Annotated in this window: 15 protein-coding genes and 1 other RNA gene; 2 read left to right on the top strand and 14 right to left on the bottom strand. The window is 36.7% G+C overall.

The features are described from left to right. Positions 1 to 37: 37 nt before the first annotated feature. Positions 38 to 490, bottom strand: coding sequence for a hypothetical protein (locus QF042_RS13465; RefSeq protein ID WP_307529172.1), 453 nt, complete (start codon positions 488 to 490; stop codon positions 38 to 40). A 79-nt stretch (positions 491 to 569) separates the two neighbouring features. Further along, complete coding sequence (locus tag QF042_RS13460; protein ID WP_086546492.1) at positions 570 to 1346, bottom strand: LexA family transcriptional regulator; 777 nt, start codon at positions 1344 to 1346, stop codon at positions 570 to 572. Positions 1347 to 1479: 133 nt separating this feature from the next. Here QF042_RS13460 and QF042_RS13455 point away from each other — a divergent pair, with 133 nt between their 5' ends. Continuing rightward, positions 1480 to 1830 (top strand): GIY-YIG nuclease family protein, encoded by a 351-nt coding sequence (locus QF042_RS13455; protein ID WP_086546491.1) that lies wholly within the window; start codon positions 1480 to 1482, stop codon positions 1828 to 1830. Positions 1831 to 1921: 91 nt separating this feature from the next. On the opposite strand, the gene blaB3PEDO is transcribed toward QF042_RS13455, so the two are convergent. From blaB3PEDO to QF042_RS13440, 3 genes are all read right to left on the bottom strand, one after another. Continuing rightward, positions 1922 to 2779 (bottom strand): PEDO-2 family subclass B3 metallo-beta-lactamase, encoded by an 858-nt coding sequence (gene blaB3PEDO, locus QF042_RS13450; RefSeq protein ID WP_307529168.1) that lies wholly within the window; start codon positions 2777 to 2779, stop codon positions 1922 to 1924. Between the two features lie 27 nt (positions 2780 to 2806). After that, positions 2807 to 5980: a peptidase MA family metallohydrolase gene (locus QF042_RS13445; RefSeq protein ID WP_307529166.1), complete on the bottom strand. Its 3174-nt coding sequence runs from the start codon at positions 5978 to 5980 to the stop codon at positions 2807 to 2809. Positions 5981 to 6155: 175 nt separating this feature from the next. Then, the gene (locus QF042_RS13440; RefSeq protein WP_307529163.1) at positions 6156 to 8606 is read right to left on the bottom strand and encodes a transglycosylase domain-containing protein; all 2451 of its coding nucleotides are present in this window, start codon (positions 8604 to 8606) and stop codon (positions 6156 to 6158) included. A gap of 144 nt (positions 8607 to 8750) precedes the next feature. On the opposite strand from QF042_RS13440, the gene QF042_RS13435 reads away from it, so the two are divergent. After that, positions 8751 to 9629: a polyphosphate kinase 2 family protein gene (locus QF042_RS13435; protein WP_307529162.1), complete on the top strand. Its 879-nt coding sequence runs from the start codon at positions 8751 to 8753 to the stop codon at positions 9627 to 9629. On the opposite strand, the gene rnpB is transcribed toward QF042_RS13435, so the two are convergent. The 9 genes from rnpB to QF042_RS13390 form a co-directional block, all read right to left on the bottom strand. Beyond that, positions 9629 to 10008, bottom strand: an RNA gene (gene rnpB / locus QF042_RS13430) — RNase P RNA component class A. The two genes, QF042_RS13435 and rnpB, sit on opposite strands and share 1 nt — an antisense overlap. Before the next feature lie 158 nt (positions 10009 to 10166). Continuing rightward, positions 10167 to 10589, bottom strand: a complete 423-nt coding sequence (locus QF042_RS13425) for a cytochrome c (protein WP_307529160.1) — start codon at positions 10587 to 10589, stop codon at positions 10167 to 10169. 56 nt (positions 10590 to 10645) lie between these two features. Beyond that, positions 10646 to 11296, bottom strand: a complete 651-nt coding sequence (locus QF042_RS13420) for an SCO family protein (RefSeq protein ID WP_307529158.1) — start codon at positions 11294 to 11296, stop codon at positions 10646 to 10648. Between the two features lie 147 nt (positions 11297 to 11443). Beyond that, complete coding sequence (locus QF042_RS13415) at positions 11444 to 11704, bottom strand: YHS domain-containing protein (RefSeq protein WP_307529156.1); 261 nt, start codon at positions 11702 to 11704, stop codon at positions 11444 to 11446. 101 nt (positions 11705 to 11805) lie between these two features. Continuing rightward, entirely contained in the window at positions 11806 to 12249 is a 444-nt protein-coding gene (locus QF042_RS13410; RefSeq protein WP_307529154.1) for a hypothetical protein, read from the bottom strand. A 10-nt stretch (positions 12250 to 12259) separates the two neighbouring features. Beyond that, positions 12260 to 13237, bottom strand: coding sequence for a transporter (locus QF042_RS13405; protein WP_307529152.1), 978 nt, complete (start codon positions 13235 to 13237; stop codon positions 12260 to 12262). Then, positions 13200 to 14210, bottom strand: a complete 1011-nt coding sequence (locus tag QF042_RS13400; protein WP_307529150.1) for a cytochrome-c peroxidase — start codon at positions 14208 to 14210, stop codon at positions 13200 to 13202. The genes QF042_RS13405 and QF042_RS13400 overlap by 38 nt, the downstream gene beginning before the upstream one ends. Positions 14211 to 14237: 27 nt before the next feature. Beyond that, the gene (locus tag QF042_RS13395) at positions 14238 to 15008 is read right to left on the bottom strand and encodes an MbnP family protein (RefSeq protein WP_307529148.1); all 771 of its coding nucleotides are present in this window, start codon (positions 15006 to 15008) and stop codon (positions 14238 to 14240) included. Between the two features lie 204 nt (positions 15009 to 15212). Then, positions 15213 to 15497: a hypothetical protein gene (locus QF042_RS13390; RefSeq protein WP_307529146.1), complete on the bottom strand. Its 285-nt coding sequence runs from the start codon at positions 15495 to 15497 to the stop codon at positions 15213 to 15215. Between the last annotated feature and the right edge of the window lie 140 nt (positions 15498 to 15637).

Raw genomic sequence — 15637 nt, 5'->3', positions numbered from 1 at the left:
ACGCTTTCAAAAATATAATTAATTAATGTTTGTACTATTATCCTTGTGCTGGAGGATTAGAAACTACAGGTGCTTTGTCTTTTTTACCTCTGCCACCCATTCCTTTTCTCATTTTCTCACCTTTTTCTTTGGCCTCAGCACGGAAGGCATCCATTTTGGTTTTTTGTTCAGCAGTTAAAATGCCATCTATTTTAGCTTTTTGCTCATCAATAGCTGCTTTACGCGCTTTCATTTTACCTTTCATGTCGCCTTGATCAGCAGATCTCCAGGCCTCCATTTTCTTTGCATTTTCTAACTCAATAGCATAAATTTTGGTTTTTTGATCAGCGGTTAAGCTTAGCTGTTTTTCTAATCTAGCGGTTACCCTATCTGCTCTTTGCTCGGCAGTCATTTTAGGCATTGCCCGTCTTACTCTCTTTGTAGTGTCTTGAGCAAATGCAGCGGTTAATCCCATTACTGCAATTGCTATTGTTAAAATTGCCTTTTTCATGTTATGTTCTTTTATGTGTTTGTTAAATCAATAGATACATAAAAACGCAAACAGTTTAATCGGCTGTTGTTAAAAAGTGTTAATTTTTATTTAACTGAGAGATTGATTTCTGCATTTGCGCCATCATTTGTGTCAAGGTTTCCATTGTTGGGTCTGGTGCAGGCTCAGGTAATGAGGTCGATATATATGCTTTGGCTTTCCAGATTTCCAGGATGTCGTCGGCAGCAATTGTATAAGCATCGTATACCTTATTATCTGATATCAGCTTTAAATCTTTATTCTCTCTGAAACGGTTACCCGCTCTTTTATATACTACACCTTCATTTTTACTAATCACGATGTAGGTTTCGCCAGTTTTTACCTCATTCCAGTTATCCAGGTATTCGCCAATAATCACACTGCCAGGTTGAACGGGTAACATACTATCGCCCATAATTTCAAAAGCCCTGAATGTACCTTGCCTTAATGCAGCTAAGGGAAGTTGAAATTTTGGCAGATCACTAATATATTGAGGGTCTGAAAAGCCGTTCAAGTAACCAGCACTTGCTTTAACCGGAACCAGTTCGATGTTTTCGCGGTCGTTCTGATCAACAGAAATACTGAGTACCCTAAGGTTAGATCCCTGGCTTTTTGGCTTCGGTTTCCAGCTGTCAGATATTTTCTCATTGATGAATTCATCGATGGTAAGATCAAAGTATTCGGCTATTTTTTTTAGCAAATCATATTTAGGTTCCGCCCGGTCTTCCTCGTAAGCGCCGATGAGCGATCTCTTGATTTCCATAATATCAGCGAAATTTTGCTGTGTATGGCCTTTTTTCTTCCTGAGGTACTTTAAATTATTTGAAATATTTGACATAAAAATAAATTTTAAAATAAATTTGGAATTACTAAAATAGTTAGTAATTTTATGCTCATAAAGTTAGTAATATTATTTTGATTTGCAAGAGGGTATACTAAATAGTTTAGTTTTAAGTTTTAAACATAAGATCATGAAAAAGTTTGTTTATATCGTTACCGACAGAAATCGTACAAGTATGCACGTGGGCATGAGCTCTGATTTAATGAAGACACTGGATTTCTACAAACAGATGCCAAACTTGTTTTTTGATAATGGGCAGCAATTAACCCGTTTGGTTTATTTTGAGGAGTTTAAAACAGAAGCACAAGCTTTGGTTCGTTTTAAATCAATTAGTCGGTTTACACGTATGCAGAAAGAGCGTTTGGTAAGGTCTTGTAATCCGGATTGGATTGATTTAACTATAGGCCTTGATTTTGAAAATATTCTTTTACATCGTAATATCAGCAATCAGGTTAAACTATCATTTACAAGTCTGTCTTAATTGTTGCGTTTATTAATTAAAAGAATTATACTATTTCCATAAAAAAAGCGATTATTTATGTTTTAATCGCTTTTAACAAGTTAGGGAAAGACTAATTTTTTATTTTTTCGAGAAAAATATTTTCCAGATCTCGAAGATCTTCGAAAAATTTATTTTTATCCATAAAAACTTTTGGACTATAAGGGTCTCCTGATTTACGTTTATCATGGAGATCAAATTGACTTGCGTGAGAGGAAACCCAAAGATCAAAGTCAAGCTTTTTCATTGCTTTAAAAGTTTCTGTATAATCTTTTTGAATATCCTTATATGATGTTATTTCTGAGAATTTTCTATCAACAATTATGGATGGCATATTGGCAATCAAAATCTTGTAGCTAGAATTCTTATCTTTCGTATCAAATATAAAACTACACGATCCTTTAGTATGCCCAGGATGATGAAGCATTGTTAAAGTAGTGCTGCCTAATTTAATTTTATCGTTATTCTTCAACAGGAAATCAGGTTTTACGGGTTTGAAACTTATGCCATATTTCCCAAGTTCATAATCCGATTTGCCGCCGGTTTCAAGGGCATCTGCATCTTTCTCATCTACATATAGTTTTGCACCGGTTTCTTTTTTAATCTCAGCCATTGCACCCAAATGATCAAAATGGGCCTGGGTTAAGAGCAAAATTTTGATTGATTTATAATCAAATCCCAAAGCTTTCATATTTTCTTTTATTATTGAAAGCGAATTAGCTAAACCTGTATTTATTAATATATTTCCTTTCTCTGTTACAATTAAATAAGAAGCTAAATCGTAAGTGCCAACATAATACAGATTACCTGCAATTCTAAACGGCTCTGTAGCTTGAGACCATTCTTTTGGATTATTAGCTGGCTCTGTCACTGTTTGAGCAAAACCCAACATGCTGCAAAACAATAAAACCAGTAAAAATATTTTTTTCATATGCAATTTCACAATTAAACTAGTTTTTTACCATCCTGGTGCAAATGTTAAACCGAATACTCCAGTTTTAACATCTTTCCTTTGGAAAGGAATTGCATAGTAAGGTTCTAATACAAAATAGCCAAAAACGTTTACCCGTACCGATATACCAACACTCATTGCCGGTACACGTTCTGTTGTAGATTGATAGGTAACCGGATTTTGTTTATCATCTTTAACCGGTAAACCATTGTTATCCAATACAGGTTCTGTAGTATAGGTTGGTTCACTTTTAAACTTTACTTTGGTATCGTTCGTCCAGGCTAATCCTGCATCAAAAAACAAGTTCAGATCAGAAAATAAAAACTTAGAGGGTATTGCTGCTAACTTTTTCGGGCCTGTAAAGGGAAGGCGAACCTCGAAATTAAAAACAGCTATTTTACTTCCGGTTAACTGGTTAATATCAAAAGATTCTGAAGATTGAGCAGAAGTACTTTTGTAAATCGAATTCGACTCATATCCTCTGATTAAATAAGGATAACCTAAATACATTGGATAAAGCCTGTCTGCATCTTTACCAATCCTTAAGGTGTTATAACTTCTTACCGCAAATGTTACTGGCTTAGCTCTCCAATATTTACGGAGATCTGCAGTTACACCGGCAAAATTGTAAGTGCCAAAATATTTTTCGCCACTTACACGGTATCTGAAACCATCAAGTGGACCAGTAAGACCAAAGATTGAGTTATCACCAACAAAGCCCGCGTTTAATTGATACAAGGTAAAAGAGTTAAACGGAATGCCATAGTCCTGAGAAGCAACATCATTAGAAATTCTGGTTTTGTCCTGACCAATGAAGTAACCAGCCGAGTTGTAATAATTGCTATATCGATCAATCCGATAGCTGTAATGCGAAAATGAACCGCCCAATTCAAATCGGTGAATTTTGCTAAATGGATAGGCACCAAAAACCTGAATCTGATCTTCAAACGTTCTAATAATATCTGTTCTGTCTGCCAGGGCATTAATAGTGGTATTATCACCAGTTGGGATATTTTCATATCCGTAAGACCTAAAACCAGATACATATGGAATGTGCGAAACGGCAGCACCCCAGTTAATTCTGCTCTTTTGATTGATGTAACCCACCAAACCACCAAAATCGTAAATTTCTCCATTTACCGATAAATTTGCTATAATCTGGTTGGTGCCCAAAATATCGCTAAACATACCTACAATACCGCCTGAAACACCAGTTCCAAAACGACTGGTAGAAACGCCAACACCACTATTGGCTAAATAATCTAACCTGAATTTTGGTTTGTAAGGAACAGTTTTCATCGAATCGGCTAGGGTTTTTTCGAAACGATCAAAATTGTTTAAATTAGAATTAATGATGTTTACACCAATGTTTTCCATTGGAGGAAGGATAGCGGCATCAAAATTTTCTTCGTGATTACCAATTCGTTTCGCTTTAAAGCTGCTTAACTTAGCATTATACAAGGTATAACGCTGGTAGCGATAATAGCTATACACAATATCATCCGTTGTGGAGACCGAAATGGCGGGCGAAAATTCGGTAATTCCACTAATTCCCGTAAAATAATCAGTTAACTGATCAACAGTATTATCTGCGAAATTGTATTTATATAAATTCCTAAATCCATCTCGGTTTGAAAGGAAATAAATATTTTGACTATTTGAAGAGAATTGTGCATTTAGGTTATTCGCTCCTGGAAAAACATCTAAATTGCTTACTGTTTTAGAAGCAATATCGTAAACAGCAAGGTTTATCGGCAATACGGCATTAACTACATTGGCCTGAATTGCTGCTCTATCTGATGAAAAAACCAATTTTTTACCATCAGGTGAGTAACTCGGCGCATAATCAGAATATACGTCGTTAGTAATTTGAGTAACTGTTTTGGTGTCCAGGTTGTAAGAGAAGATGTCGCTCTGTCCTTCAACCATACCCGAGAAAGCTACATCTTTTCCATTTGGCGACCAGGTTAAATTACCGAACTGCTGCACCTGATCCATTGCCGTCTGAGAAACCGTAGTTCCGTTTGAAACATTGATAATCATCATCTGGTTTTTGCCATGACTGAAGATACTAAAAGCAAATTGTTTACTATCTGGCGACCATGCACCGGCTGACTCTATAAAGTTGAAATCATCAATGTGACCATTCGAGATCTGGCTACTAAGCTTCCTGATAATTCTCCCGGTTTTGGCGTCTGCGAGAAATAAATCTATACCAAAAAGGTCTTTTTCAGACATGAAGGCTAAATATTTTCCGTCAGGACTAAGGGCAGGGGCAACGTTCATGTTGCCTGCATTTTTATTGTCGATGATTTTTGTACCCGTTATTTTAATCTGCGAACTATCTGCTTTTAACATTGGTTTATAATGCGCATCGATAGCATTTTTCCATAAACCCGATAATGTTTTATCATCGTATCCGAAAGTGTACCTAATGGCATTTTCGTAGCCATATTTTGCGGTATTTTTAAATAATGGAACAATAGTGGTATCGCCGTATTGAGAGCCTATGTAAGTCCAAAATGCCTGACCATAACGGTAAGGGAAATATTTGTTAGAGTTGGTTAAATCTTTTAACGAAGGGATATCCCGGTTTAACATGGCATCGCGCATCCACATGGAAGTAAATGCATCCTTTTTCCCGATTGACAAGTATTCGGCCATACCTTCAACCATCCATAGTGGTGTTTGTCCAACGTTTTCTAAGCTAATCGAATCTTTTTCGAGCAGAAGGTGGTATTGAAAAGCATGGACAAGCTCATGGCCTAAAACGTGTCTTGTTTGGCTATTTAACTCCATAACAGGCATAATTACCCTGTTTTTTAGCGCCTCAGTAACCCCGCCGGTACCAATTCCAATTTCTCCGTTAAGTACTGTTGTTTGTTGGAAATCAGGATGGTTATTATATAGAATAATAGGGTTTTTCTTTAAAAAAGTATCTCTAAAAACTTCCTGATGCATTTTGTACCAGGTTTCGGCATCCTGCGAAAAACGTTTTAAAAGTTTTTCGTTTTTAATGTAATAGTAAATCTCGAAATGGGGTGTTTGCAACACTTTAAAGTCGAGTTTTTTATACCTTACCTTGTTTTGTCCGAAGTATTGGGCCTGAGCTGAAAAAGAAAGAATAAGCAGGAGCAATAAAGAAGAATATCGCTTTAATAAAGTAGAGCCTATTTTCATATGTGTGGTTTTAGTAATAAAGTTCAATAATTTACGAAAATGAAATTGTAAGAAATTTGGAAAATAAAAATAGCAATTGTTTAAAACAGTATTAAAATTTTAACACTTTTTAAAAGTTTTTCTACTAATAAGTGCAAATAGGTAATATATCCAGCTTATTTATTGCAATAAAAAACTAAGGCTGATTGTTCTCGTTCTTTTTCTTTTCTTTTTCTTCCTGACGTTGTTTTCTTCTGAGTTCTCTTTCTTCCTTTTTGGTTAAGGGAACAGTAGCTGCTGGGGGAGTTTGAACAGGTTCAACTTTATTTTCTTCTTTTTTTACTTCAGGTTCAACGGTTACGGGGATAACCGTTTCTGGTGTTTCAGGCACAGTAAAATCTGTAGAATCTACCGCTAAACTATCCGTCGATGTAGTATCTCTAATAATCCGTGGGCTAGGGCAGTTGTAGGTCCTGGTAATATCAACGGTTGCTTTTGGAAACGGGCCATAAGTATAACCTGAGCTTGGATCGAGATATACTTTTTCCATAAACTTAGCAAAAATGGGTAGCGCCGTTCTTGAGCCTTCTCCTTGTTCACCGTTTTTAAAGTGTGCAGTTCTTTCATCACAACCCACCCAAACACCCGTTACCAGGTCTTTGGTTAACCCCATGTACCAGGCATCTACATAATCAGAAGAAGTACCTGTTTTACCGCCAATTTGATTGTTTTTTCTAAACAGATCCGGCCATTCCCATAATGCCTGCGATGTACCTTCTGGTTCTTCCATACCACCACGGAACATATAGGTCATTAACCAGGCAATTTCTTCTGTTAAAACCCTTTTTGTTTTAGGTTTAAACTCATCAATTAAATTGTTATCCTGATCGGTAATTTTCTCTACTAAAATAGGATCTGTTTTAATCCCCTTATTCATAAAGGTTGCGTATGCTTTTACCATTTCGTAAACCGTAACGTCGTTTGAACCCAAACTTACAGATGGAACAGATTCTAAATGGCTATCGATTCCGCACTCATGCGCATATTTTACTACATTATCCCAGCCCACCTTTTCGGTTACCTGAGCAGTAATGGTATTCACCGATTTTGCCATTGCCCACCTTAAACTCATTTCCCGGTACGAAACGCTGTAATCGGCATTTTTTGGTTCCCAATATTTGGTTTGGCCTTTATCCTGGTAAGCAATTTTAACAGGTTTATCAGTAAATTTATCACAAGGGCTCATGCCTTGTTCTAAAGCCGTTAAATAAGCAAATGGTTTAAAAGTAGAACCTGCCTGACGTTTAGATTGATTAACGTGATCGTATTTGAAAAACTTATGGTCGATACCACCAACCCAAACTTTAATTTTACCACTTGCTGGTTCCATGGTCATCATTCCGGTATTCATGATTTTTCCATAATAACGGATTGAATCTAAAGTAGAGAATGAAGTATCACGGTCGCCTTTATAAGTAAAAATCTGCATCCTTTTCTTTTTATTAAAATAGGCGGTAACAGAATCTGGATTGTTAGGGAATTTCTTTTGTAAAAGCGTATAAATTGGCAGGTTTTTCATCGCCCTGTCGGGATAATCAACCTTTTGTTTCTCCGAATCATACCAGGGATCTTCGTTGCCCCACACATTATAAAACCTGCGCTGCAAGATTCTCATCTGATCAGCAACTGCTTCTTCAGCATATTTTTGAAGTTTCGAATCGATGGTGGTATAAATTTTTAATCCATCTTCATAAAGATCGTAACCATTATCAGTGCACCATTTCTCCAAATATTTTGCTACAGCAGCCCTTAAATAAGAGTCGCCATCGCTGCCATCCTGCATTTTGCCCTCTTTTAGTTTAATCGGCTCTTTCGATAATTCGGTTAAACTGTCTTTACTCAGGTATTTGTACTTGTTCATCTGCGCAAGCACTACATTTCTTCTTTCTAAAGCTTTTGCAGGATTTTTAGTTGGGTTATATAATGTTGTGCCTTTTAACATACCCACAAGCATTGCAGCATCTGTAGTCGCTAAATCTTTTGCTTCCTTATCAAAGTAAATCCGGCTTGCCGTTTTTATTCCATAAGTATTGTTACCGAAAGAAACGGTATTCAGATACATGGTGATAATATCATTTTTAGAATAGTTAGATTCTAACTTTACAGCAGTCATCCATTCCTTTAATTTTACAATTAAGGTTCTCACCAAAGGTATTTTGATCAGTAATCCCTGCGATTTATTGTATCGTGTACGGTACAGGTTTTTTGCCAATTGCTGGGTAATGGTACTGGCTCCACCATCTTTTCCTAAACCAATAATTGCACGGCCAACTGCTTGCACATCGATACCCCAGTGTTTGTAAAAACGTACATCTTCGGTAGCAACCAGCGCCTGCAATACACTAGGCGCAATTTCATTGTAATTTACAGGCGTTCTGTTTTCTTTAAAATATCTGCCAATCAGTTTTCCATCGGCAGTGTAAAGTTCTGAACCTACGCGAAGGGTAGGTGCTTTAATATCTCGAACACTTGGTGAGTAGCCAAATAGCCATAAAAAGTTTAATTGAAGGGCAGAAAAGAAAATTATTATAAAAAATAAAACTATTGTAGGATAACGTAAGTACTTGTTTTTTATCTCTTTAAACATATTGGATAAGATGATCTTTAGGTAAAAGCTGTGGCGTTAAATATAAAAAACTCTATATGCAAATTAACGTATTTAATTTACTTATTTTTTAGTTCTATATTTAAATTATTGATGCATCGATTTATCTAAAAACAATACATGATTATGAAAAACGAATTTAAAGGATTAATTGTACAAGGAGATAAGAAATTTTCTTTAAAAAACCATAAAACAGATTTTACCGGCGGTTATAACAAAGAAAAAGCTAAAGATGCATTGATGAATTCGAAAATAGAACTAAACCATTTACAGGAGAAATTATATGCATCTGGGAAACATTCTGTGTTGATTATTTTTCAGGCGATGGATGCCGCTGGGAAAGATAGTGCAATTGAGCATGTAATGAGCGGACTAAATCCACAGGGATGCCAGGTGTATAGTTTTAAAGTTCCAACATCTGAAGAATATGAACATGATTTTTTGTGGAGGCATTATAAAGCTTTGCCAGAACGCGGTAGGATAGGTATTCATAACCGTTCGCATTATGAAAACGTATTGGTTTGTAAGGTGCATCCAGAATATATTTTAAGTGAAAATATCCCAGGTTTTAATGATGTTAAAAAGATCAATAAAGACTTTTGGCAGCAGCGCTACAAGAGCATCAAAAATTTCGAGGAGCATTTAACAGCTAATGGAACAGTAATTTTAAAGTTCTTTTTAAATGTGAGTAAAGACGAACAAAAACAACGCTTTTTAGAACGTATAGATGATCCTACCAAAAATTGGAAATTCTCTTCAGGCGATATTAAAGAAAGGGCATTGTGGGATAAGTATATGGAGGCCTATCAGGATGCAATTAACGAAACGAGTACAGCAGAATCGCCCTGGTACATTATACCTGCCGATAAAAAATGGTTTGCACGGCTGGCAATAAGCGAAATTATTGAAGATAAATTAAAAAGTCTTGATTTGAAGTTTCCTGTTTTGGGTGAAGAAGAGGTTGTTAAACTTGACGAAACCAAGCGTATTTTATTAAGCGAATAAAAAAATGCAGGTCTATAAGCCGGGTTCTGTTTCCTGATTGCTCAGGGTTTCTATCATTTATCCACTATAAACGTTGCCGTTTATCTCTAACGACCTACCCACTAACATCGGACGGGCAGCCCTACGTACGTTAGCCTATTTGGTCTTTCAACTCTCGGGGTTTACAAACCACTACAGTCGCCTGTAATGCTCGTGCGCTCTTACCGCACGTTTTCACCCTTACTCCGATAAATCGGGGCGGTATATTTTCTGTTGCACTAATCCGTAATTCAGGTTTTCATTCCTGAACCCCTTTCCGTTAGAAAGCGAGATGCCCTGCGTTGCCCGGACTTTCCTCTCTTCCGGTTTTACCCGAAACAGCGATAGAACAACCTGCATTTTGCGCAAAGATGAGCTTTTTTAACCACAAAGGCACAAAGAACAGGAAGTTTTTATCTCTAGACTACCGTCATGCTGAATTTATTTCAGCATCTTATTTCAGTTAAAGACCCTGAAATAAATTCAGGGTGACGACCGTATGGGATTATCGACCTTATTTTATTTACAATTCTGCAAATGTTTTGAAACTTCTGAGTAAGGCACAAAACCTTGTTTGTTGCCAAATGAATTGGTGATATAAACCATTACCTGGGCTACATCAATATCGGCTAGTTCGGGGAAAGCGGGCATTTTTTCTTTGTATTCTTTACCATGAATAATCAAAGATTCCTTCGCTCCTTTTTTGATGAAACAGGCCAAACGTGTTTTGTTTGCTTTAAGGAAAACAGAATCGGTAAGAGGAGGAGTAAGTTGGCCCAATCCCTCACCATGCTCGCCATGACAGTTTTGGCATTTGGCTTTATAAATATCTTTTCCATTCGACATGTAATTTTGCAGATCAATTGTTTCCTGGTTTTGGCAAGAAACGATAATAGCAACCAGTGAAAGAAAAATGATAGAATTGATGATGTACTTACGCATTGATATTTTGTGTTGAAAATCGTCATTTCGCTCGAAATGACGATTAAGTTATAACGCTATTTATTATACTCTGCTAATAAAACCGGAATGTCTTTTTTCAATTGCTCTACCTGGTCTTCCTTAGTACCATCGTAAGCACCACGGATATGCCTGTCTTTGTCTATTAAAACCAAATAACCTTGATGAATATAGCCATCTTTCGCCGTGCTATCTTCACCAACAGCCACTAAATAGTTTTTCTCGGCCAAAGTATAAACGCTGTCTTTACTACCATAAAGGAATAGCCATTTTGAACCGTCGACACCAAGTTTTTGTGCATATTTTTTTAAAACACTAGGTTTATCATATTTAAAATCGATTGTGTGTGATACAAACATCACGTTGGGATTGAGTTTAAATTCGCTGAAAACCGTCGCAAGGTTTCTATGCATGGTAGGGCAGATGGTTGTACATGAAGTAAAAAAGAAATCAGCTACATAAATTTTACCATCAGTTGCTTTGTTTGTGGTTACCACACTATCCTGATTCAGGAAAGACCAATTTGGAATAGTTTGATAAACGGTATCAATTTTCTCTATGCCCGCCGCATCTCTAACGGTTTCGGCATGACGCTCACCATAAAATGGAAGTTTTCTTTCTTGTTTGCAGGCGGTAAATATAGAAATGGCTATCAGGGATGTTGCCAGGTAAGCAGTAATTTTGTTCATGATTTTATTTTAAAAATGTAAATATACGAGGTAATTTTATTTAGAACATTAATTGTTTGGAATAGTCCGGGGTCAGATGTCCGAAAGTCCGAAGTTAGGTGCTTAAGCTCCATATCTTCCGACACCTGTCTTTGGACCCCCGACTAATTACTTTTTAATATACTTCGCAAGCTCCGCCACAAACTTTTGCTTACAGCTTTCTGAGCAGAAATTATAGGTAACTTTATTATAGACTGCGGTTTTAGCTGTTTCAGGTTTTACCTTCATTTTGCAAACAGGATCTATCGTTGCTTTCTTTGCAGTATCGATCAAATTTGTTTTTGGTCCGTCCACCACGTAGTTTGCATTTGATTTTAGTGCTATTGTTGTTAATCCAATTAGGACTATTGCCAAGATTGATTTTTTCATTTTGAATTTATTTTCAGTCTGGGGTCGGCAGTCTGAAGACGGAGGTTGGTGCTTAACAGCTAAGCTCCATATCTTGCGACTTCGGTCTTCAGACCTCCGACTCATCGACCATTTATTTTAACTTGATATACTTTCATTAATGAATCTGATTCTCTGGTAACCTTTATATAACTATCTTCCACAGCTCTAATTTTCACCATTTCCGATTTATAATAGTCCAGATCTTCTTGTTCTGTTTTCCCTTTAAAATCATCTTTAAAGAAGTGCATCCAATCCATCATCTTTTCATCAGCAGCATTTAATCGCGTAATTAAGTCGCTAATTTTTTTCTTTTGTACAGCTGAATCTGGAGAAAGTTTAATCTGATTGGAAACCAGGAGTGCATCTAATTTCATTTTATTCTTAATTACCTTTTCGCCATCGATCATTAATTTATCATGGATATTTAATACTTCCTGGCGAACTGCTTGGGCGTCAGGCTGTGTTTTACATGAAAAAAGTAAAACAGTTATCAGGCATAACACCGTAATATTTATTCTGTTCATATGTCGTGATTTAAAAATTATAAGTAATTCCAACGTAAACCTTTCCAGCACTCATCGGATGATCGGTTTCAGCCTCCCAAATATTCTTTTGTATTCCAGCGTTTAAGGCTATATTTTTATAAAAAACGTCGATACCAGCACCGCCCATCAGGTTATTCATCACGTGTTCTCCGGTTTTTTGGCCTTTGTATTTTTCTCCACCAGAATATTCGTAAAAAAACTGTGCTGATGGCATTATCTTTACATCCTTACCAATACTTTGAGTATAAAAAATGTTAAGGAAACTGGTCGTACTGTTAGCAATGCCTTCATCACGGCTATTGGTTCCATTAACTTTGTAAGAGGTATTTAAACTCGCCCCAAATTTACCCAATCCTACCATATAGTTCAGGTATACAAAGCCATCGGTACTTCCTGTTCCGGCTTGCATGAGTGAGGAATAACGGATACCTGCTGTATTTTTGAAGTCATTTTTACCTGTGGGTAATTTTATCCCTGCTCCGGCAATTAACTGTTGTTTGAAATTATCTTCCAGTTTTTGCACGAGATGGTAACCTGCGTATAAATTTATATCACCCATGCTCGAAATAGAAGAAGTATAACCATTGTAACGTTCACTATTGGAAACATAAGGTAAAATTGCATTGATTTCGAGTTTGCTATTGATGAAATACTTTCCCCTGATTTCTAAGGAGCGGTAAAGCTCATAATCACCAGGATCGCCTGCATGATTAGTTATGGGCGAATCCTGACTTCGTGCGGGAATAAAGAAACTTCCTCCATTGGGAAATAAGGAATGCGATTGTCCTTCATAACCACTAAAAGAACGATAGCGGTATAAAAGACTGATGCTGTTTCTGTTATAATACGGGGTGATACCCATAAAACAGCCGCAAATATCGCAGGCGAAAACCTGACTGCTCATGAGTACGAAAACTAAAATTAATAATTTACGACTCGTTGTATAGTGTATTTTTGATAAATTCATTGTCTGTTAATGTTTTTAAAAAGGCCTTGATCTGCTCTTTTTCTGTTGTATTTAAAGGAATACCATTTTTTAATTGGACATCTAGATTTGCTGATGCTTTAACACCCGAGTTGTAATGTTCTAAAACCTCATCCAAACTGTAAAATCGGCCATCGTGCATATACGGACTGGTATATTCGATGTTGCGCAATGTCGGTACACGGAACTTACCAAAATCTGAAGCTACTCCTGTAATGTGCGATCGCCCCTCATCTGTGCTTACTAAATCTAATCCGTTACTACGGTAAGAAAAATCAGTAAAAAAGGGCTCTGCATGGCAAGAGGTACATTTTTCTTTGAAGAGGTTGTAACCAGCCAGTTCTGTAGATGTAAAAGAAATACCACCCTCTTTGCGCATCACCTTATCATATTTTGAATTACCCGAAACCAATACCGCCGTAAATTGAGTAATCGACTTTAAAATCAACTGTGAGTTGATTTCTGTTGATCCAAAAGCTTGTTTGAATAAATCAGGGTAGGGTGCCGTGTTTTTCAGGAATGTAATGATGGTTGCTATATCCGTTCCCATTTCGCAGGCATCCGTAATGGCATTTAAAGGCGAAGTTTCGATATTTTTTACACCGCCATCCCAGAAGAAAGCTTTTTGCCAGGCCAGGTTAAATAACGGAGGGGTATTTCGTTTCCCCTGGCAGTTGTTTACGCCGTGGCTTACCTTATGATCGAGTTGCGTAAATGCCGCAAATTGCTGATGGCAACTTCCGCACGAAACACTTTTATCAGCTGATAGTCTGGCTTCATAAAATATTTTTTTACCTAGCGCAAAACCTGCATTGCTTAACTTATTGTCTTCGAAATTGTATGCCGGTGCAGGGAAGTTGGCAGGAACCGAAAAGGTAATTTTCCTTTCTTCCGGAGTTACTGCCTCTTCACTTTTGCTACAAGCATACATCAACGCAATGCTTAAAACAAGCATTGCGAAGACGGTTATTTTCCTTAACATTTAGTTGTGGATGTGATCTAACCGGAATAAGCCATTTGCATAGTTATTGGCTACAATTACAGAATTCCCCCCCCCCATGGCGAAGTACAAAGTAGAGAAACTGACATCGGTTTTCCCTGTAAATAATGCCGCTGCATTTACAATAAAATGCATATTCGGTTTGCCATCTGTTCTCACACGAAGTGGATTTGCCACATTAATCTCCGTAGCAAATGTTCTGATCGTATTGTTTGGATCGGCAACGCCACCGATGTGAAAGGTAAGTTCATTTCCGGTTGCTGGCGATTGTGGCGAAGTTCCTTCCAGTTTAACAAATATGTAACCGCTGTTCCATGTCCAGAACATACCATTGATAGGGTCTAATGCACCTGTTTGTGCACCTGCGAAATTACGGGCATAATCGACACCGATTGTATATTCAATTTTGGTATAATCGCCAGTTGGTACATCCTTTAACGTGATGTTGGTAGATTCTGCTTTAGAAGCGTCGATTAAGAAGTAGCTCTCTGGAATTAAATAAGTTGTGCCATCGGCCTTACTTAATTTAATATTGCTTACATAGTATTTAAATACATTGATTTTGAAATCTTCACCTTTGGCATTTTTATAGGTTGTGGTATTTAAAACCAATGGACTTCCATTTACCTGGTTTTCGAACTCGATAGAGAAAGTAGATTTGGTATCTGCAGTAACTTCGTTAGTGCTTTTTTTGCAAGATGATAATAGTATAATAGGGCATAACAATGCCAAAAAGTATGTTGAAATTTTCATTTTAATGAAATTGGATAAGTAAAAAATAATTTACTGTCATTCTGAATGCAATGAAGAATCTCTGGCATTTTAGTAGAAATTAACATTACAGAAAATGGCAAGCCTAGCGGTTCTTAGGAAGAAGATTCTTCGCTTCGCTCAGAATGACAAATAGCCATACTTTGCAATAGCATAAGCTTTTGCATAAAAACCATAAAAAATTACTTAAACCGTTTTCGGTGGATGAAAAATAGAGATAGAAAGATCTTTAACAGGTTTTTCGATGTAAAGATTTTCTGAAGTGATAATGAAATATGGTAGATGATGGTTTAATGCTATTGTCTGAAAACGAGGTTCAGCCTCTGTAACTCTTTTCAGGTTTTCATGCGCCTGTTTGTTTTTGCCATCCAAATCTTTTAATTTCTTGGCTAAGAAACATTGTCCATCACAATGTAATTCTGGATGTTCTTTGTTAATACAGAATACACTCGTAATGTATTCTTTGTTCATTTTATAGCCTGAATAGATCACCAGCTGCATGAAACCATTGCTAATGGTGCATGTAATGATTAGATATATTAAGATTTTTTTGAACATCGTATTGCGCTGCAAAAGTATTAAAGAAATTGGTTGCAGCAAAGAAAAAATAA

Source organism: Pedobacter sp. W3I1 (genome assembly GCF_030816015.1).
In the GTDB taxonomy this organism is placed as follows: Bacteria; Bacteroidota; Bacteroidia; order Sphingobacteriales; family Sphingobacteriaceae; genus Pedobacter.
The sequence above is the reverse complement of the archived record's forward strand: the minus strand, read 5'-3'. Positions and strand labels throughout refer to the sequence as shown.